This is a genomic window from Allobranchiibius sp. GilTou38 (assembly GCF_017565325.1).
GTDB lineage: Bacteria > Actinomycetota > Actinomycetes > Actinomycetales > Dermatophilaceae > Allobranchiibius > Allobranchiibius huperziae.
Genome location: NZ_JAGEKN010000006.1, coordinates 716,892 through 735,122, shown reverse-complemented (window position 1 = coordinate 735,122; position 18,231 = coordinate 716,892). Strand labels below are relative to the sequence as shown.

Genomic DNA, 18,231 nt, shown 5'->3' with positions numbered 1-18,231 from the left:
GTGTTCGCCGTAGCGCGATGACGGCGGTTGACGAACCGCAGAAATTCGCATTCGTCAGCCGCTCGGTTCAGCGGCGCGGCCACTCCCAGGCCGGGGTGGTCAGCATCCCGAAGTCGGGCAACCGGGTCTGCCCGTCGGCCTTGTCCAACCGCAACCGCCCGACCTGCGCACGGCCGGCGTTCTTGATGCACGTGGCGAGGTCGGACGCATGCGTCACCACGACGAGCTGGGTGTGGGCGGCGGCCGCGGCCATCAACGCGCCGAGAGCCGGATAGAGGTCGGGATGCAGGCTGGTCTCGGGTTCGTTGAGCACCATCAGCGAGGGCGGGCGCAGGCTCAGCAGCGCTGCAGCGAGCATCAGGAACCGCAGGGTGCCGTCGGACAGCTCGGCGGCCCCGAGCCCCCGCAGCATGCCCGGTTGATGCAGCCCCACGGAGAAGACGCCGTCCCGCGACTCGATCATGAGCCGGGAACCGGTGAACGCGTCCCGCACGACGTCCTGTAGCAGATCGCCGTGTCCGAACTCGACGATGGTCCGCAGGGCCGCGGCGAGGTCGCCACCGTCCGACGCCAGGACCGGGGTGCGGGTGCCGACCTGCGGCAGTCGAGCCGGAGCACCCGGGTCGGTGCGCAGATGGTCGTAGAAACGCCACTCCCGCAACGTGTCCCGCAGACCCAGCACCTCCGGCGCACTCGCCCCGTCCGCGACCTCGGACAGCACGCTACGGTGCCCGGGGACGGGATACGGCAGGTCGTGCCAGGCGCCGTCGCGCACCCGCACCACCTGCCGGTTGCGGTCCACCAGGAGTCCCGACGGCTTGGGGAACGCCCCGGCGAATACCCACTCCCGTTTGAGCACCGGATCCTGGCGGAACATCGAGTCCTCGCCGACGTCCATCGGAGTGGGCAGCCCGAGGTCCGCCGCGTACCCGACCCCGTCGCCGGAGAAGCCCAGCCGCAGCGCGACGGGCCCCTTGCGTCGGGTGCCCTGCGTCGGGTGTCCGGCCGCGTGCGCGGCGCCGGAGCCGAACTCCGGACCGGCCCACAGCACGGCCCCCAGGCCGCCCTCCCGTGCCAGGGCGTTGATCGCGCTGTCGGTCGCCAGGCCGCTGATCAGCCGCAGCGCCCGGTAGACGTTGGACTTGCCGCTGCCGTTGGGCCCGGTGACCACGTCGAGACCGGTCAGGGGCAGCACCAGGTCGCGGATGGAGCGATAGCCCGAGATGGCGACCGTGTGCAGCACGCGGGCATGCTCGCACCGGCCGCCGACAGCCCGGTCGGCACGCGACCTGTCGGCGAGTGTCCGCAGTTCCGTGCCGACGGGTGCACGAGAGTGCGGACACTCCCAGCCCTGAGGACTTGTCTGCGGGCGGACCTAGGGTCTCGGCCATGACCACCACGCCGGACTCGCACGATCCGCGAGTCGATCCGCCGCATGCCGCCAGCGAGTTCGAGACGCTCATCGGCTTCCTCGACTACCACCGCGACACCCTGATGCTGAAGGTCGACGGCCTGTCCCCGGCCCAGCTGCAGGCGACCCACCCGCCCTCCACACTCACGCTGGGCGGTCTGATGGCACACCTGGCGCTCGTGGAGGACAACTGGAGCGGTGAGGTGCTGCTCGGCGCCGACCCGGTCGAGCCCTGGGCGTCCGCTGACTGGGACGGCGACAGCGACTGGGAGATGACGACCGCGGCAGGCAAGAGCGTGCAGCAACTGCAGGCTCAATACGCCGAGTCCAGGTCGCGCAGCGACGCCGTCCTGCGCGGGCTGGCGGCCTCGCCGACCGCTCTGGACACGTTGAGCGCACGACCGAGCCGTCGTACCGGAGAGCTCTTCTCGTTGCGCTGGGTCATCCTGCATCTGATCGAGGAGTACGCCCGGCACAACGGGCATGCCGACCTGATCCGCGAGTCGGTCGACGGCGTCACCGGCGAGTGAGTGTCCGCAGTTCCGTGCTGACGGGTGCACGAAAGTGCGGACACTCGCGGAGCGATCAGCGGGGCGTGCCTCCGACGGCCGCGATCGGACCACCCGCAGGTGCGCCGCTGCCGTCGCGACGGTCGTCGGGCTCGGGCAGGTCCACCGGCGTACCTGTCGGTCCGGCGGCACGCGGGGGAATCGGACCGACCCAGGCCAGCACGAGCGCGTTCTCACCGCGTACGAAACGTTGCGCCCGCACGCCGCCGGTGGCACGTCCCTTGCCGGGATACACCTCGAAGGCGGTGACCTTGACCGATCCGGGGGTCGCGCTGTCCATCCCGGGTAGGGCGTCCGCACTGCCGGCGACGGTCACGACGGCGTTCGGCAGCTGCGGGTCCACTGCGCCGAACCACACGGCGGTGTCACCGCTGCCGAGCTTGATGCCGGCCATTCCGCCACCCGAACGCCCCTGCGGGCGCACGAGATCGGCGTTGAAGTGCAGCAGCTGCGCCTCGGTGGTGACGAAGACGAGCTCCTCGGTGCCGGTGCGCAGCTCCACCGCTCCGATCAGGGAGTCGCCCTCCTTGAGCGTGATCAGCTCGAAGGTGTCCTTGCTCGGGTAGTCGGTGTTGACCCGCTTGACCACACCCTGACGCGAGCCGAGCGCCAGCCCGGGTGAGTCCGCGCGCAGCGACGTCAGGGTGAGCACCTGCTCGCCGGGGGTCAGGTCGACGTACGCGCCGACAGGTGCGCCGCCGGACAGGACCGGCGCACCGCTGGTCGGAGGCATGGTCGGCAGGTCGATCGCCGAGACACGCACCAACCGGCCGGTGGAGGTCACCATGCCGAACTCGCTCCGCGCCGTTGTCGACACCCCGGCCACCACCACGTCGTGCTTGCGCCTCGTGCCCCCCTCGGGCGGCGGGTCATCGGTCGTGGTGCGCGCGAGCAACCCGGTCGAGGACAGCAGCACGTGGCAGGGGTCGTCGGCGACCTCCAGCGACGCGGCCGCTGCAGGTGTGCCGGAGGACTCCAACAGCGTCGTACGCCGTGGCGTGCCGTGGGTTTTGGAGATCTCGGCCAGCTCGTTGGACACCGTGCGGTGCAGCAGCTTCTCGTCGGCCAGGATCGCCCGCAACGCCTCGATCGCCTCGAGCAGCTCCTGCTGCTCCTTCTCCAGCTCGATCCGGGAGAACCTGGTCAGTCGGCGCAGCTGCAGGTCGAGGATGTAGTTGGCCTGCGCCTCCGACAGGTCGAAGACCTCGATCAGCCGGGACCGTGCGCTGCCGGAGTCGTCCGAGGTGCGGATGACCTGGATGACCTCGTCGATGTCGAGGATCGCGATCAGCAGACCCTCGACCAGGTGCAGCCGGTCGAGCCGCTTGTCGAGGCGGTACTGGGTGCGGCGGCGTACGACGTCGATGCGGAAGTCGACGTAGACCTTCAGCAGCTCCTTCAGGCCCAGCGTGCGCGGCTGGCCGTCGACCAGCGCCACGTTGTTGATGCCGAAGGACTCCTCCATCGGGGTGAGCCGGTAGAGCTGTTCGAGCACCGCCTCGGGGTGGAAGCCGTTCTTGATCTCGATGACCAGCTGCAGACCCTTCGTGCGGTCCGAGAGGTCCTTCAGGTCGGCGATGCCCTGCAGCCGCTTGCCCTGCACCAGGTCCTTGACCTTGTCGATGACCTTCTCGGGCCCGACGAGGTAGGGCAGCTCGGTGACCACGATCCCCTTGCGGCGGGGAGTGACGTTCTCGATGCGCACGGTGGCCCGGGTGCGGAAGCTGCCGCGACCGGAGAGGTAGGCGTCCCGGATGCCGTCCAGGCCGACGATCTGCCCGCCGCACGGCAGGTCCGGGCCGGGCACGAACTTCATTAGGTCGTCCAGGGAGCAGTCCGGGTGGGAGATCAGATGGCGTGCCGCGTCGACGACCTCGACCAGGTTGTGCGGCGCCATGTTGGTCGCCATCCCGACGGCGATGCCGCTCGCGCCGTTGACCAGGAGGGCGGGGAACGCCGCGGGCAGTACGGTCGGCTGCTGGAACTGCTCGTCGTAATTGGGCTCGAAGTCGACGGTGGCCTCATCCAGCGCCGCGACCATCGTCATGGACGCCGGGGCCAGGCGGGCCTCGGTGTACCGCGCGGCCGCCGGGCCCTGGTCCAGCGACCCGAAGTTGCCGTGCCCATCGACCAGCGGCAGGCGCATCGTGAAGTCCTGGGCGAGTCGCACGAGACTGTCGTAGATCGGCTGGTCACCGTGCGGGTGGTACTTGCCCATCACCTCGCCGATGACACGCGAGGACTTCACGTGCGAGCGGTCCGGGCGCAGGCCCAGCTCGTCCATCGAGAAGAGGATGCGCCGCTGCACCGGTTTGAGGCCGTCGCGCGCGTCCGGGATGGCGCGGGAGTAGATGACCGAGTACGCGTACTCCAGGTACGCCGTCTGCATCTCGTCCTGGACGTCGATGTCTGTGATGTTCTCCACGAAGTCGTCCGCGGGAGGTGGTGTCTTGGTGCCGCGCGCCATGCGTCGGATGTCTCCTCGGGTGGGTCGGTGACTGCCGGGTCAGTGTCTCTCACCGCCGCCTGCCGGGCTCGGCACCCACGCCGTGAGCCGTCGGGCGCGTCCTGCCGGCCGTGCGACGATCGACGGGTGCCCGCACACCTGGACCAGCAGCCCCTGACCTATGCGCCCGTGGGCCTGACCCGCGGGATCACGCCGGTGCCGGAGGGGATGCACGCGAGCGGCACCTCCCGGATCGTCGGCGGACCGGAGGTCTTCGAGCGGGCGTGCGACTTCGTGCTCGGGCTCGGCATGCAACGTGCCGTGGGGGCCCGGGTGCAGGCGCCCGACCGTCCGCTCGAGGTGGGGGACACCGTCGTGATGACCCTCGGTGTGCGAGGTCGGGGACTGCGGATCCCGACCCGGGTGGTCTACGTGGTGCGGGAGACCGACCGGCGCGGTTTCGCGTACGGCACGTTGCCCGGCCATCCCGAACGCGGGGAGGAGCTCTTCCTCGTCGAGCGGCTGGCCTCCGGTGAGACGAGGGTGAGCGTCTCGGCGGTGTCGGCGCCGGGGCGGTGGTTCACCCGGCTGGCCGGGCCGCTGGGTCGGTGGGTGCAGCGCGGCGCCAGCTGGCGGTACGTCGACTCCGTGCGGCGGTACTGCCGCGCCGGCTGAGGACCGCCGGGTGCGCCACCACTGCGGCGGCGCACCGGGCGGGTGGGTCAGTCGCCGACCGACAGCGAAGGCTCCGCATCCGGCGAGACGGCGGGAATCGCGCGGGTGGCGGCGAGCTCGGCATACCAGCGCGCGCTGTCCTTGGGCAGCCGCTCCAGGGTGTCGTAGTCGACGCGAACGATGCCGAACCGCTTGGAGTAGCCGAGTGCCCACTCGAAGTTGTCCAGCAGAGACCACACGAAGTACCCGCGCAGATCCGCGCCCCGCTCGATGGCGCGGTGCACCGCGGTGAGGTGCCGCCTCAGGTAGTCCACCCGGTCCGCGTCGTGCACGGCCGGACCGCCCTCCCCGGTCGTCACCGTGTCCTCGAACGCGGCGCCGTTCTCGGTCACGAGCAGCGGAAGTCCCGGGAACTCCGCATGCACGGCGAGCAGCAGGTCCTCGAGCCCGCTCGGATCGATGTTCCACCCCATCGAGGTGTGAGGACCCGGCTGCGGGAGGAACTCGATGTCGTCGTCGCCCGGCCACGGTGACGCGTCACCGGCGACGTGACCGTCCGCCCTCTGGCGCTCGCCGCGCCCGTCCCACACCCGCACCAACGACGTCGAGTAGTAGTTGACGCCGAGGGCGTCGATCTTCTGGTGGATGATCTCGGCGTCACCCTCCTGCACGAAGGACCAGTCGGTGATGGACGCGGTGTCGCGCAGCAGGTCGGCGGGGTACGCGCCGTGCAGGAGCGGTCCGGTGAAGACGCGGTTGCCGACCGCGTCCAGACGTCGTACGGCCTCCTCCCCGGTCGGCCCCGATCCACGCAGCATGTGCAGGTTCAACGTGACCGAGAACTGCGGGTCGTTGGTCACCACGGCGCGCAACTGCTCGATAGCCAGCCCGTGCGCGAGATTCAGGTGGTGCGCTGCCTGCAGTGCCGCCGACGGATCGGTGAGGCCGGGTGCGTGCACACCGGAGGCGTGCCCGAGGAACGCCGCGCACCACGGCTCGTTCAGGGTCGTCCAGATCGCGACCCGGTCACCCAGCGCCTGACCCACGATGCGGGCGTACTCGGCGAACGCCAGCGCCGTCTCGCGGTTGGTCCAGCCGCCCTCGTCCTGCAGCGCCTGGGGCAGATCCCAGTGGTAGAGCGTGGCGACGGGGGTGATGCCGCGTGCGATGAGTCCGTCGATCAGCCGGGAGTAGAAGTCGAGGCCCGCCTGGTTGGCCGGGCCGCGACCGGTCGGCTGGATGCGCGGCCAGGCGATGGAGAACCGGTAGGCGTGCAGGTTGAGCGACTGCATCAGGTCCAGGTCGGCCTCGACCCGGTGGTAGTGGTCGTCGGCCACGTCGCCGGTATCGCCGTCGAGGGTCTTGCCGGGCGTGTGGCTGAAGGTGTCCCAGATGCTCGTGCCACGTCCGTCCGCCTCGACGGCGCCCTCGATCTGGTACGACGCCGTGGCCGAGCCGATGACGAAACCGTCCGGGAACCTCAGCCCGTCACCTCGGTCGGCCGCTCTGTCTGTGCTCGTGCTCATCGCTGCATTCACCCTTTCGTTCGACGATTCGTGGGAGGTGTCCGTGTCCAGCCCGTGTGTGGAAGCTGGGCGCGACGAGGTGGTGGGCCGGGGTCTACCAGGTGTCCGGTGACGATCCCTTCGGCACCGGCTCCGGTCGTTCGACGGTGCTGACCAGGTGCACGACCTCATGTCGCCCGGCCGACAGCAGGACGGCGTCCATGATCTCCAGCACGTGGAACGCCAGGTCGCCGGATGCGCGGTGCGGGCGGTCGGTCTCGATGGCACGTGCCATGTCGGCGAGCCCCACCCCCCGCCCCGCGTCCGGGTAGCCCGCCGACACCTCGACCCCAGCCCAGTCCCCGGTCGCGGTCGTCCAGACCTCGACGGGCTCTGCGAACCAGTTCGGGTCCGGGACGGCGATGGTGCCGCTGGTGCCGTACACCTCGAACAGGGGAGTGCGGGAGGCCCAGACCTCGAAGCTGACGGTGACGGTCGACGTGACGCCGTCGCGGTGCTCCAGGATCGCGCTCACATGGGTGTCGACCTGCACCGGGACGGCGGCGGTCGCCTCGGGGCCGGTCGCCACCGTGCGCTCACGGCTCGACCTGCGCGTGACACCGCTGACCCGCAGGACCGGGCCGAAGAGGGTGATGAGGGTGCTGAGGTAGTACGGCGCCATGTCGAACAGCGGGCCGCCGCCGGGCTGGTAGTAGAACTGCGGGTGCGGGTGCCAGAGCTCGTGGCCGGGCGAGGCCCACTGGACGGATGCAGCGACGGGGTCGCCGACCGCGCCGCTGTCGAGCAGCGCGCGCGCCGTCTGGACGCCGGTGCCGAGGACGGTGTCGGGGGCGCTTCCGACCCGCAGACCCGACGAGCGGGCTAGCTGCAGCATCGGAGCCGCTTCCTGCGGGGTCAGGCCGAGGGGCTTCTCCGTGAAGACGTGCTTGCCGGCCCGCAGCGCCCGCATGCACACGTCGACGTGCACGGCGGGAATCGTGAGATTCAGGACGACATCGATGTCCGGGGCGGCGAGCAACGCGTCCACACCGAGCGCCCGCACACCCTGCGCAGCGGCCACCTCGGCCGCGCGAGCCTCGTCGATGTCGGCGACGGCGACCACGGTCAGACCCGGCAGCGAAGGGAACTGGGCGAAGTACTGCGCACTGATGACGCCGACGCCGATGACACCCACGTTCATCGCGCGGCCCACAGCAGACCGCGCTGCACGATGGCGCGTACGTCGGGGTGGTCCAGGATCGACAGGGTGTGGCCGGGGGTCGAGACGAACACCCTGCCCTTGCCCCACTGCCTCGTCCAGATGGCAGGGAACGTGACCGGCCGGTGCCACGCGTCCCACGGACGGGCCGGCTGGGTGACGGTGGCGAGCACCTCGTTGTGCTCGTCCGTGAGCACCCAGTACAGCTCCGTCTCCAGATCGAAGTCCGCGACGCCCTGAGTGATGGGGTGGGCCCGACCCGCCGGTGTGATCTGCACGGTGAACGGGAGGTAGTTGTCGGACTGCTCGCCGGTGCGCAGCGCGGGGTGCTTGGCGGCATGGTGGGCGAACTGGCCGCCCATCATGTGCAGGTAGTCGGCGCTGTCGCGGTAGGAGTCGACGATGCCGCCGTGCCAACCGCCCAGTCCCGCGCCGCCCAGCACCGCGGCCTGCAGGCCCGCCAATTCATCGTCGGCGATGGAGTTCATCGTGTTGGTCTGCAGGATCAGATCCACGGTGCCCATGTAGTCGGCGTCGGTGTAGACGGCCGGCGCCTCCTCGACCCGGACGCTGAACCCGTTGTCCTGCAGGAACGGGATCATCGAGTCGGTCGTCTGCACCGGCTGGTGGCCGTCCCATCCGCCGCGGACGATCAGCGCGCTGCGGATCGGATCCGTCGCGGCGGTCATGTCGCCCTCAGCTGCCTGCTCGGAGGGCCGGTACTGCCTCGGACGACCAGGCTGGTCGCCATCTCCAGACGCATCGTCGACGGATCGCCGTCATTGCGCAGCTGCAGAAGGAATCGGGTCGCCTGCTCGGCCATCTCGGTCAGTGGTTGGCGCACCGTGGTCAGTTGCGGCGTCATCCATCGTGCGGCTTCGATGTCGTCGAACCCCACGATGGACAGGTCGTTCGGAACGCTGATCCCGAGGGACCGGGCGGCTTCGTAGACACCGAACGCCTGCTGGTCGTTCGCGGTGAAGATCGCGCTGGGACGGTCGGCGGCGGCGAGCAGCCGGGCGCCCCCCTGGACTCCGTCCTCGTACTCGTACCGACCGGCGACGATCAGCCCCGGGTCGATCTCGATCCCGGCCCTCGCCAGTGCGGTGCGGTAGCCGGAGGTGCGCGCGTGCGAGCTCATGATGTCGTCCGACCCGGTGATCAGACCGATCCTGCGGTGTCCGAGCTCGATCAGGTGCTGGGTGGCCATCAGCGCGCCGGACCAGTTGGCCGAGCCGACGGACGCGACGTCGAGGGCCGGATCCCCGGCCGGGTCGATGATGACGAACGGGATGTTCCGGGTGCGCAGCCGTCGTTTGGAGTCCTCCGACAGCTCGGAGGAGACCAGGATGACCCCCGCAGGATTGCGTGTGGTCGCGCCGACGATCCACTCCGGCGCTGGTCCGTGGTGCTCGCCGCTGACAGTGAGCAGGACGCTGATCCCGTTCTCCCGAGCGACACGATCCACCCCTGCCAGCAATGCCGTGGTCCATCCGGCTTGAATGTTGAACGGGCCTGCGAAGACCAGCTCGATGAAGCCGGAGTGGGACTTCTCGTCGGTGCGCCGCTGATAGCTGGCCGCCGCGAGGAGGTTCTCGACACGGATGCGGACCGGCTCGGAGACACCGGGACGACCGTTGAGCACCTTCGAGACCGTCGACATGGAGACCGATGCGTCCATGGCGATCTCTGCAAGTGTCGCCCGTCGGGGCGAAACGTTTCGCGTGCTCATGGCGGGAATGGTACTGACATCCGATGCTTTTCGCGAGGTCGAGAGTCGCCGTCGTCGCTCGGACTCTCATCTTGGTATGTGCAGAGGCGTTTTGCGTGATCTGCCTCACAGAAACTGTTGACAGCCGCACGGCAGGGCTTGGATACTCTTCGCACCCCAGAGCGAAATGTTTCTCCGATCGGCGGGTACTCGTGCCCGCGAAGTCGCATCTTGTCGCTGACCGGGGCACTGCGAAGAGAACAGGAGATCGAGATGGATTCTCACCTTGCGGGGGCGTCGTTCAGTCGTCGCGGCGTCCTCGGCATGACCGGCGGCGCGGCCGTCGCTGCTGCGCTCGCTGCGTGCTCCTCCAGCGGAGGCACGAAGAGCGGTGGGGGCGGGGGCAGCGGCAAGGCCCTGAAGTTCTGGAACATGCCGTGGGGCGGCACGGCCTTCAACCCGTTGGACAAGAAGATCACCACGGCCTACAAGCCGACCGGTGGGTTGCCGGCGGCGACCTACCAGGAGATCCAGTGGGCGAACTTCACCCAGACGTTCGCCTCCGCCATCGCCTCCAAGACAGGCCCGGCCGTCAGCTCGGGCGGCGGCACGCAGGCGTTCCAGTTCGCGCACCAGGGGCAGATCGCGTACGCCGACAACCTGCTGGACTCCTGGAAGAAGAACGGGATCTACGACGACTTCTTCCCCGGCCTGGTCGACACCATGAAGACCGACAAGGGCTACGCCGGTGTGCCCTACAACCTCGACGTGCGCGTGTCCTGGTACAACAAGTCGCTGCTCGCCAAGGCCGGTGTCGAACCGCCCACGACCTGGGCGGAGTACGAGAACGTCTGCGCGAAGCTGAAGAGCATCGGTGTCTACGGGTTCGGCCTGGGAGCCGGCACCGGCAACAACATCATGGCGCACATCCTGACGGCGTTCATGATCAACAACGGCGGTGGCCTGTTCAACGCCAAGCAGGAGCCCGACTGCGCCAGTGACGCGAACGTCGAGGCGGTGGAGTTCATCCTCGGACTGGTGAAGAAGGGGTACTCCGACCCCGCCGCTGCCACCTACAGCACGGCGAACGTCTACTCGCAGTGGACGGCCAAGAAGTTCGGGATGGGCTGGGACACGGCCGGCGCCGCGGTCTCGGTCGGCGGCTCGGTCGCCAAAGACATGGTCGTCGGTGTGCCACTCGCGAGCACGAGCGGCAAGAAGGGCGGCCTGTACTTCCCGAACAACATCATGATGTACACGAACACGCCGAGTCAGAAGGGCTCGGAAGCGTTCCTGACGTACTACTACCAGAGCATGAAGTCGCTGTGGACGCAGAACACCGGTATCGGTCTCCCGCCGCTGAAGTCCATCACCGCCACCGAGCAGTTCAAGGCCGACCCCAATAACGTCAAGATCGTCGACGACTGGCAGCCCATCTTCAAGACGTGGGCCGCTCCCGGCGGGACGGCCCTGTTCTACAACGTCGCCAACACCGTCGACGGAACAGCGCCCATGAACAACTTCGCGCAGAGCATCCTCGGCGGCAAGGTCTCCGCGAAGTCGGCACTCACCACCCTGCAGAACGCCATCGAACCGCTGATGACCTAGAGGCCGCGCGGCGGGTGGCACGGCCAGCAGAAGCCGCCGCCCGCCGTTCGCGCCACCATCACACCCCCGGCTCACAGGAGAAGTGCATGGCATCGTCGTCGACCGGAGCTCTGGTGCGGGCGCGCAAGGGCGTGGGCGTCGGTGGGCGGGGGCGCCCGCCTCGATCGGTGCACCACAGGCGGCGCAACCGGTTCGCACGGGTCTTCGCGATCTTCGCGCTGCCCTCGGTGGCGCTGCTTCTCCTGCTGAACCTCTACCCCGTCATCTACGCCGCTCTGCAGTCGTTCCGCAACGGCAGCCTCATCGACGCCGGCACGTTCGTCGGGCTGCGCAACTACACCGGCATCCTGCACGATCCGGCGTTCTGGCATGCGGCGAGATTCACCGTGGTGTTCACTCTCGTCGGGGTCTTCGGCAGCTGGGCGATCGGGCTCGCACTCGCGCTGCTGCTGCGGACGCGGATCCCTGGCAGGAGCATCTTCAAGGTGCTGCTGCTGCTGCCGTGGGTGGTGCCCGTGGTGGTCTCGGCCACGTCGTGGAACTGGCTGGTCGCGACGCCGCAGTCCCCGATGTCGAAGCTCTTCGCAGCGCTCGGCTTCGGCAATGTGCTCTTCCTCGCCGATCCGCTCCTCGCTCAGATCCTCGTGTGCGTGTTCAAGGTGTGGATCAGCTTCCCGTTCATGATGATGATGATGTCCTCCGCCCTGGCGTCGGTGGACGTCAACGTGTACGAGGCCGCCAAGATCGACGGTGCCGGCAAGTGGCAGACATTCCGGGAGATCACCCTCCCGATGATCTCCCGGTCGACCTACATCAGTTGGGTGCTGATGACCATCTTCTGCGTCAACGACTTCCCGACCATCTTCCTGCTCACCGGGGGAGGCCCGGTCAGAGCGACCCAGTCGTTGGTGGTGATGGCGTATCTGACCGTCTTCGCCAACTTCCAGACCGGTCCCGGCGTGGCCATCGCCTTCCTGATGACGGTCGTGCTGGTCGTCATCGCCACCCTGCTCTACCGCCAGATTCGAAAGGTGGACATCGAGTGAGTGCCGAGAGCTCGCCGATCCGACTCGGCAAGGCGGCCGCGGTGCGTACCGACAGCGACACCGCGCGCAGGCCGCGCAAGCGCGGCGCCATCAGCTCGTCCGAGAGGCGCGGTCAGTGGTGGCGGTTCGCCGTCATCCTGGTCATCACCGCCGTAGTGCTCGTCCCGATCGTGGCCGTGCTCTACCTGTCGGTCCAGCCATCGCTCGGAAGCACCGCCACCGGCCTCACGCTGGAGAACTTCAGCAAGGTCTTCCAGCAGACCTCCGTCGGGACCTGGCTCAAGAACAGCCTTCTCGTCACCCTGGTCACGGTGGTGGTCGCCGTGAGCGTCGCCGCTCCCGCGGGGTACGTCCTCTCCAGAGGACGCAACCGGCTCGTGTCCGGGTACGCGCTGATCCTGTTCGTCGCGCAGTCGCTCCCCGTGGTGACGTCGGTGATCCCGCTGTTCATCCTCTTCGCCAAGGTCGGGCTCGTCGACAGCCTGACGGGCATCACGATCATCTACGTCGGCTCGACCATGTCGGTCGCCGTCTGGATGATGGCCGCGTACTTCGACTCGATCCCCATCTCGCTGGAGGAGGCCGCCTGGATCGACGGGTGCTCGGTCTTCGGCAGCTTCTTCCGCATCGTGCTGCGCAACTCCCTGCCCGGCCTCCTGTCGACGGCGATCTTCTCCTTCCTGCTGGCCTGGAACGACTACCTCATCGCGGTCGTCTTCCTGCGGTCGGACCAGAACTACACGCTGCAGATCGGGCTGCAGACCTTCTTCCAGCAGAACGCCACCAACTGGGGCCTGGTGATGGCCGTCGCGGTCATCATGATGGTGCCGCCCGTCCTGCTCTTCTCCGTGCTCAACAAGTACTTCAGCGTCGGGGGCATCGGCGGTTCGCTGGCCGGGCGCTGATGCGGTCTCGTACGCGGCGCAACTCCTCCCGTCTTCCATCCACCATCGATCGCCCGGCAGGTCACTGCCGGTGAAGGAAAGGACTCGCCATGGCGACAGTCACGTTCGACCGGGCCGTGCGGCTCTTCCCGGGTGCCGACGCCCCGGCCGTGGACGCCCTCGACATCGCGATCGAGGACGGTGAGTTCCTGGTGCTGGTGGGGCCGTCGGGATGCGGGAAGTCCACCTCGCTGCGCATGCTGGCCGGTCTGGAGGACGTCGACGACGGGCGCATCCTGATCGGGGACCGGGACGTCACCGATCTGACGCCGAAGGAGCGGGACATCGCGATGGTCTTCCAGAACTATGCGCTGTATCCGCACATGACCGTGGCGGAGAACATGGGCTTCTCGCTCAAGATGTCCGGGGTCTCGAAGCCGGACATCCGATCCCGCGTCCAGGAGGCGGCCGGGCTGCTGGATCTGGTGCCCTATCTGGACCGCAAGCCCAAGTCGTTGTCCGGCGGTCAGCGTCAGCGGGTGGCGATGGGCCGGGCCATCGTGCGTCAGCCGCAGGTCTTCCTCATGGACGAGCCGTTGTCCAACCTCGATGCGAAGCTGCGCGTCCAGACCAGGACCCAGATCGCGTCCCTGCAGCGGCGGCTGGGCGTCACGACGGTCTACGTCACGCACGACCAGGTGGAGGCGATGACGATGGGGGACCGGGTCGCGGTCCTCAAGGACGGTGTCCTGCAGCAGTGCGACACGCCCCGCACGCTCTACGACCACCCCGACAACGTCTTCGTCGCCGGCTTCATTGGCTCGCCCGCCATGAACCTGCTGGACCTGCCCGTCACCGACGGCGGGGTCAAGCTCGGCAACGCGGTCGTGCCTGTCCCACGTGAGGCCCTGGCACGGGCCGGCGGATCGGTCACGGTCGGGGTGCGACCCGAGGACCTCGTCCTCAACACCGAGCGGGAAGGGTTGGAGGTGCAGGTCGAGGTCGTCGAGGAACTGGGCGCCGACGCCTATATCTACGGACGCGCGACCGGCGCTAAGGAGGGGCAGATGGTGGCCAGGTTGGGAGGACGCGACGTACCCGACAAGGGCACGAAACTGCACTTCACCATCAAGGCCGAACGCATCCATCTGTTCGACCGGGCGTCCGGAGAGCGCATCGAGACCTAAGCCGGCGCGCTGCGATGCGTGCCGGCATCCCTGCACGCCGGGGAGCAACGGGCGGCTCCGGCGGTGATCAGTCCCGGGCGGCGCGCCACCCCGCGGCGACCGCAGCCGCCTCTGAGCAGAAGTAGCGCTCGCCCGTGCTCGGCGTGATGACGGTCTTGTCGTAGGTCGCGCTGTCCGGCAGGTGGTAGATCCTCTCGCCCCTGGAGTTGATGTTGCCTTTGATCCGGCAGCCGGCCGGTGCCGCGGCGGGGTCGCTCGGGTCCGCCGGAGCGGGGGCGGTGCTCGACTGTGAGCCGGCGACGGGCGAACCGAACGACGGGCAGGCGCCCCACAGCCCGGCGCGGGCGCCGCGCGCGGCGCTCTCGGCGGCCCGGAACCGAGACTGGAACCGGTACGCCGTGTCGTAGGTGTACTCACGGCCGAAGCCGCCCGCGATGAGCAGCTGAGCGACGTTGCGGCCGTCCGCGGTGAAGACGTAGCGCAGCCACCGGCCGTACTTGTCGGTGTCACCCTGTGACGGGTCGGTCTGCAGCCGCACGCTGCGGCTCTGCACGAGGCTCTGCATCTTGCTGCTCGCCTCTTTGCCGAAGCACTGCACCGGCGTGTTCGGTTTGCGGGTCTCGGGGGTGTCGACGCCGATCAGTCGGATCTTGCGGCGTACGCCGCCCTCGCGCACGGCGATGGTGTCGCCGTCGATCACGCTCAGCACCGGAACGAGCGCTCCGAGAGAGGACGGCGACGTCGCAGCGGACGAGGGCGACGTCGGAGTCGCGCCGGAGCCCCGTCCCGCCCCGGTCGCACGGCTGCCGGGCGTCGTCGACGAGGCGGAGGCCGGTCCGGGCCCGGTGGCGGCCGTCTTCTCGTTCCCCGCCGGTCCGCACGCGCCGAGGAGCGCGACGAGCAGTGCGCCGGCACCCATCAGGGCGACGACGCGGCGACCTCTGCTGCATCCCCCGGTGGCCACGCGCCCGAATGTATCCGTCGGCACCCACGGCCGGGCCGAGGCGAGGCGGGGCGAGCTCACACCTTCCCGTTGTCCGGGCCCGCAGGTAGGTTCGTCACGACCGTCACCGCCACCGGAGGTTTCATGTCCTACCGTTCGCCGACCGCGCGCCGGATCACCGCCGTCGTCGTCACCACGTCCGCCGTGCCCGCCCTCGTCCTGGCCACTGCGACCACAGCCACGGCCGCCACACCGCGCGGACCCGGCCACTCCGCCGCTGTGCGTGAGCTGCAGCGCTCTCCGCTCGGCGTCGGCGAGCGTCTCGCGCCGCGCACCCACTTCACGATGGCTCCCGACGGCTCCAGCGGGGCTACGCAGGGCGGCGCCGGCATCCCCAACATCGACTCGGTGAAGTCGACGGTGCGCACCTACTACAACGCCACCAACGGCATCGCCAGCAAGACCAGCTCGCCGTACATCGACCAGATGAACGCGCTGATGACCCGCGAGACGAAGAAGCTGCCCGCGTTGCTCGCCGGCGCGAAGAAGACGGGCAAGAAGCCCGCCCTGGTCTTCGACGTCGACGACACGACCCTGTGGACCTACGACATGGAGGACGCGGGGATGCACTTCAACTTCGACCCCGCGCTGCAGGACGTCTACGTGCAGGGCGAGAGGTTCCCGGCCGTCCCGGCGACGGTGGCGTTCGAGAAGAAGGCCGCGGCCATGGGTTTCACGATCTTCGGTCTCACCGGGCGCAACGACGACCAGAGGACGGCGACCCTCAAGAATCTCGCGAAGGTCGGCTTCACCGGCTTCACCGCGGACCACTTCTACACGAAGTGGACCGGCAAGGGCACGAGCCAACAGCCGTCGTACATCACCTGCGCGACCGCGAAGTGCACCACCGTGGAGTACAAGGCGGGCACCCGCGCCCACATCGAGTCCCAGGGCTACGACATCGCGCTCAACCTGGGCGACCAGTGGTCGGACCTGCAGGGTCGGCACGCGCAGCACTACCTGAAGCTGCCCAACCCCACCTACTACCTGCCGTCGCCGGACCTGCCCGGGCTGTCCGAGCCCAGGCTCACCCCGCGCACCCACTTCACGATGCAGCCGGACGGCAGCAGCGGCACGACCGCCGGGGGTGAGGGGATCCCCAACATCGATTCGACCAAGGCGACGATCCGCACCTACTACAACGCGGACTCCACCGGCATCGCCAACAAGACCAGCTCGCCGTACATCACCGAGATCACCGGTCTGACCCGGCGGATCTCGCCCCTGCTGGACGCCGCGTGCGGAGTCACCCGGTACTTCGGGATCCGGCCCGCCGTCGTGCTGGACGTGGACGACACCACCTTGTCGACGTACGACATGGAGGACGCCGCGATGCACTTCAACTTCGACCCGGCGCTGCAGGACGTCTACGTGCAGCAGGAGCGGTTTCCGGCCACTCCCGGGATGGTCGCGCTGGCCAATGCCGCGAGCGACGCGGGCTGCACGATCATCGGCCTGACCGGCCGCAACGACGACCAGAAGGCCGCGACTCTGGCCAACCTGCGCAAGGTCGGCTACACCGGCTTCACCTCGGCCAACCTCTACACCAAGTGGACCGGCGTCGGCTCCAGCCAGCAGCCGTCCTACATCCACTGCGCCACGGCGAAGTGCACGACGATCGAGTACAAGAGCCAGACCCGCGCGTACAAGCAGACGACGGCCGGCGGCGGATACACGATCCTGGCCAACTTCGGCGACCAGTTCAGTGACCTGATCGGAGGCTCCGCGCTGGTGCCGATCAAGCTGCCGAACCCGACGTACTACCTGCCGTAACACCGGATGTCGATGCGCGAGACGCTTCACGAGTTGGAGGGCACTGCGCGGGAACGGCTCGATCCGGACGTCTGGCACTACATCGCCCGCGGTGCGGGCGATGACCAGAGCGCCCGAGAGGCCGAACCGGCTTGGAACCTATGGCGATTGCGCCCGCGTGTGCTGCGGGACGTCTCGTCGGTGCACACGTCGTGCGCGGTCTTCGGCGACTGGGAGAGCCCGATCGGTGTCGCGCCCACGGCGTACCACCGGTTGGTGCATCCCGAGGGCGAGGCGGCCACCGCGCGCGGTGCCGCCGCCAGCGGCGCACCCTTCGTGCTGTCCAGTCGCTCGACCGTGCCGCTCGAGCAGGTGGCGGAGCAACTGGGCGCCAGGCCGTGGTGGTTCCAGGTCTACCTGATGCGCGAGCGCGGCGTCAGCGATGCGCTCGCGCTGCGGGCTGCCGCGGCCGGCGCCACCGCATTGGTGCTCACGGGTGACACGCCGTATCTCGGCTACCGGCCGACCGCGGGCCGGGCGCGACCGGTGCCGTTGGACGACGAGCTGGCCCTGATCGGGGTACGTCAGCATCTGCCGACCGACGTGCAGGATCCCTGGTCGCTGATCGATCAGACCCCGCGTCAGACGCTCGCCGACATCGAGCGGCTGGCCGATCTGACCGGGTTGCCGGTGATCGTCAAGGGGGTGCTGCGCGGAGACGACGCGCTGGCCTGTGTGCAGGCCGGCGCCGCGGGCGTATGGGTGAGCAGCCACGGCGGCCGGCAGTTGGACGGCGCCGTCCCGACGGCGTACGCGCTCGCGGAGGTCGTCGACGCGGTCGGCGACCGCACCACCGTGCTGGCCGACGGTGGCGTGCGGTGTGGTCGTGACGCCTTGGTCGCGCTGGCGCTCGGAGCGTCGGCGGTCTTCGTCGGCCGCCCCGCCGTCTGGGCCCTGGCCGCCGGTGGCGCGGAGGGTGTGGCCCAGTTGCTGACCGGGCTGCGCGAGGAACTCGCCCATCTGATGGGCCTGGCCGGTGCGACGGGGTTGGAGCAGCTCGACCCGTCGCTGGTCACCCGGGTGCCGCTGAGATTCGATCCGCGGTAGGCGACCTGCGCTAGCGGCGACGTGGTCGGTTTGCGTTCGTGACCAGTGCTGCAGCACTGGCCACCGACGCAAACCGACCACCTCGGCGGAGAAGCGGTCGGCCCGGCT

The 18,231-nt window shown here is 69.0% G+C and carries 15 protein-coding genes; 8 read left to right on the top strand and 7 right to left on the bottom strand.

The genetic code is table 11. The annotated features are described in order from the left end of the window. Positions 1-67 precede the first annotated feature (67 nt). Positions 68-1,243, bottom strand: a complete 1,176-nt coding sequence (locus JOB34_RS08550; protein ID WP_208052266.1) for an AAA family ATPase — start codon at positions 1,241-1,243, stop codon at positions 68-70. A gap of 146 nt (positions 1,244-1,389) precedes the next feature. On the opposite strand from JOB34_RS08550, the gene JOB34_RS08545 reads away from it, so the two are divergent. Beyond that, complete coding sequence (locus JOB34_RS08545) at positions 1,390-1,941, top strand: DinB family protein (RefSeq protein WP_208052265.1); 552 nt, start codon at positions 1,390-1,392, stop codon at positions 1,939-1,941. 55 nt (positions 1,942-1,996) lie between these two features. Here JOB34_RS08545 and JOB34_RS08540 read toward each other — a convergent pair whose 3' ends face one another. Further along, positions 1,997-4,447: a DNA topoisomerase IV subunit A gene (locus JOB34_RS08540; RefSeq protein ID WP_208052264.1), complete on the bottom strand. Its 2,451-nt coding sequence runs from the start codon at positions 4,445-4,447 to the stop codon at positions 1,997-1,999. A gap of 126 nt (positions 4,448-4,573) precedes the next feature. Here JOB34_RS08540 and JOB34_RS08535 point away from each other — a divergent pair, with 126 nt between their 5' ends. Beyond that, positions 4,574-5,101: a DUF1990 domain-containing protein gene (locus JOB34_RS08535; RefSeq protein WP_208052263.1), complete on the top strand. Its 528-nt coding sequence runs from the start codon at positions 4,574-4,576 to the stop codon at positions 5,099-5,101. A 47-nt stretch (positions 5,102-5,148) separates the two neighbouring features. Here the strand turns inward: JOB34_RS08535 and JOB34_RS08530 are convergent, their stop codons facing one another. From JOB34_RS08530 to JOB34_RS08515, 4 genes are all read right to left on the bottom strand, one after another. Then, positions 5,149-6,627, bottom strand: coding sequence for a GH1 family beta-glucosidase (locus JOB34_RS08530; protein WP_208052262.1), 1,479 nt, complete (start codon positions 6,625-6,627; stop codon positions 5,149-5,151). 94 nt (positions 6,628-6,721) lie between these two features. Beyond that, on the bottom strand, positions 6,722-7,807 hold the full coding sequence (locus tag JOB34_RS08525; protein WP_208052261.1) for a Gfo/Idh/MocA family oxidoreductase: 1,086 nt from the start codon (positions 7,805-7,807) through the stop codon (positions 6,722-6,724). Continuing rightward, positions 7,804-8,514 carry a ThuA domain-containing protein gene (locus JOB34_RS08520; protein WP_208052260.1) on the bottom strand — a complete coding sequence of 237 codons (711 nt, stop codon included), beginning with the start codon at positions 8,512-8,514 and terminating at the stop codon, positions 7,804-7,806. The genes JOB34_RS08525 and JOB34_RS08520 overlap by 4 nt, the downstream gene beginning before the upstream one ends. Further along, complete coding sequence (locus JOB34_RS08515) at positions 8,511-9,557, bottom strand: LacI family DNA-binding transcriptional regulator (RefSeq protein ID WP_208052259.1); 1,047 nt, start codon at positions 9,555-9,557, stop codon at positions 8,511-8,513. Before JOB34_RS08515 ends, JOB34_RS08520 begins: the two co-directional genes overlap by 4 nt. Before the next feature lie 252 nt (positions 9,558-9,809). Here JOB34_RS08515 and JOB34_RS08510 point away from each other — a divergent pair, with 252 nt between their 5' ends. The 4 genes from JOB34_RS08510 to ugpC all read left to right on the top strand — a co-directional run bounded on the left by JOB34_RS08510 (position 9,810) and on the right by ugpC (position 14,261). Continuing rightward, the gene (locus JOB34_RS08510; protein ID WP_243757722.1) at positions 9,810-11,144 is read left to right on the top strand and encodes an extracellular solute-binding protein; all 1,335 of its coding nucleotides are present in this window, start codon (positions 9,810-9,812) and stop codon (positions 11,142-11,144) included. An 86-nt stretch (positions 11,145-11,230) separates the two neighbouring features. Beyond that, the gene (locus JOB34_RS08505) at positions 11,231-12,190 is read left to right on the top strand and encodes a sugar ABC transporter permease (RefSeq protein ID WP_208052258.1); all 960 of its coding nucleotides are present in this window, start codon (positions 11,231-11,233) and stop codon (positions 12,188-12,190) included. Beyond that, positions 12,187-13,095, top strand: coding sequence for a carbohydrate ABC transporter permease (locus tag JOB34_RS08500; RefSeq protein WP_347813786.1), 909 nt, complete (start codon positions 12,187-12,189; stop codon positions 13,093-13,095). The genes JOB34_RS08505 and JOB34_RS08500 overlap by 4 nt, the downstream gene beginning before the upstream one ends. An 89-nt stretch (positions 13,096-13,184) precedes the next feature. After that, positions 13,185-14,261 carry a sn-glycerol-3-phosphate ABC transporter ATP-binding protein UgpC gene (gene ugpC, locus JOB34_RS08495; RefSeq protein WP_208052257.1) on the top strand — a complete coding sequence of 359 codons (1,077 nt, stop codon included), beginning with the start codon at positions 13,185-13,187 and terminating at the stop codon, positions 14,259-14,261. 67 nt (positions 14,262-14,328) lie between these two features. Here the strand turns inward: ugpC and JOB34_RS08490 are convergent, their stop codons facing one another. Next, positions 14,329-15,225 (bottom strand): thermonuclease family protein, encoded by an 897-nt coding sequence (locus tag JOB34_RS08490; RefSeq protein ID WP_347813785.1) that lies wholly within the window; start codon positions 15,223-15,225, stop codon positions 14,329-14,331. Positions 15,226-15,348: 123 nt separating this feature from the next. Here JOB34_RS08490 and JOB34_RS08485 point away from each other — a divergent pair, with 123 nt between their 5' ends. Together JOB34_RS08485 and JOB34_RS08480 are read left to right on the top strand one after the other, a co-directional pair. After that, the gene (locus tag JOB34_RS08485) at positions 15,349-17,037 is read left to right on the top strand and encodes an HAD family acid phosphatase (RefSeq protein WP_208052256.1); all 1,689 of its coding nucleotides are present in this window, start codon (positions 15,349-15,351) and stop codon (positions 17,035-17,037) included. Positions 17,038-17,049: 12 nt separating this feature from the next. Then, entirely contained in the window at positions 17,050-18,123 is a 1,074-nt protein-coding gene (locus tag JOB34_RS08480) for an alpha-hydroxy acid oxidase (protein ID WP_208052255.1), read from the top strand. The last annotated feature ends 108 nt before the right edge of the window (positions 18,124-18,231 follow it).

Bases quoted from the DNA above. Each gene is read 5' to 3' on its own strand.
- JOB34_RS08505 (WP_208052258.1), top strand. From the start codon at position 11,231: ATGGCATCGTCGTCGACCGGAGCTCTGGTGCGGGCGCGCAAGGGCGTG.
- JOB34_RS08515 (WP_208052259.1), bottom strand. From the start codon at position 9,557: ATGAGCACGCGAAACGTTTCGCCCCGACGGGCGACACTTGCAGAGATC.
- JOB34_RS08530 (WP_208052262.1), bottom strand. From the start codon at position 6,627: ATGAGCACGAGCACAGACAGAGCGGCCGACCGAGGTGACGGGCTGAGG.
- JOB34_RS08480 (WP_208052255.1), top strand. From the start codon at position 17,050: ATGCGCGAGACGCTTCACGAGTTGGAGGGCACTGCGCGGGAACGGCTC.
- JOB34_RS08525 (WP_208052261.1), bottom strand. From the start codon at position 7,807: ATGAACGTGGGTGTCATCGGCGTCGGCGTCATCAGTGCGCAGTACTTC.
- JOB34_RS08545 (WP_208052265.1), top strand. From the start codon at position 1,390: ATGACCACCACGCCGGACTCGCACGATCCGCGAGTCGATCCGCCGCAT.
- JOB34_RS08520 (WP_208052260.1), bottom strand. From the start codon at position 8,514: ATGACCGCCGCGACGGATCCGATCCGCAGCGCGCTGATCGTCCGCGGC.
- ugpC (WP_208052257.1), top strand. From the start codon at position 13,185: ATGGCGACAGTCACGTTCGACCGGGCCGTGCGGCTCTTCCCGGGTGCC.
- JOB34_RS08510 (WP_243757722.1), top strand. From the start codon at position 9,810: ATGGATTCTCACCTTGCGGGGGCGTCGTTCAGTCGTCGCGGCGTCCTC.
- JOB34_RS08540 (WP_208052264.1), bottom strand. From the start codon at position 4,447: ATGGCGCGCGGCACCAAGACACCACCTCCCGCGGACGACTTCGTGGAG.
- JOB34_RS08485 (WP_208052256.1), top strand. From the start codon at position 15,349: ATGTCCTACCGTTCGCCGACCGCGCGCCGGATCACCGCCGTCGTCGTC.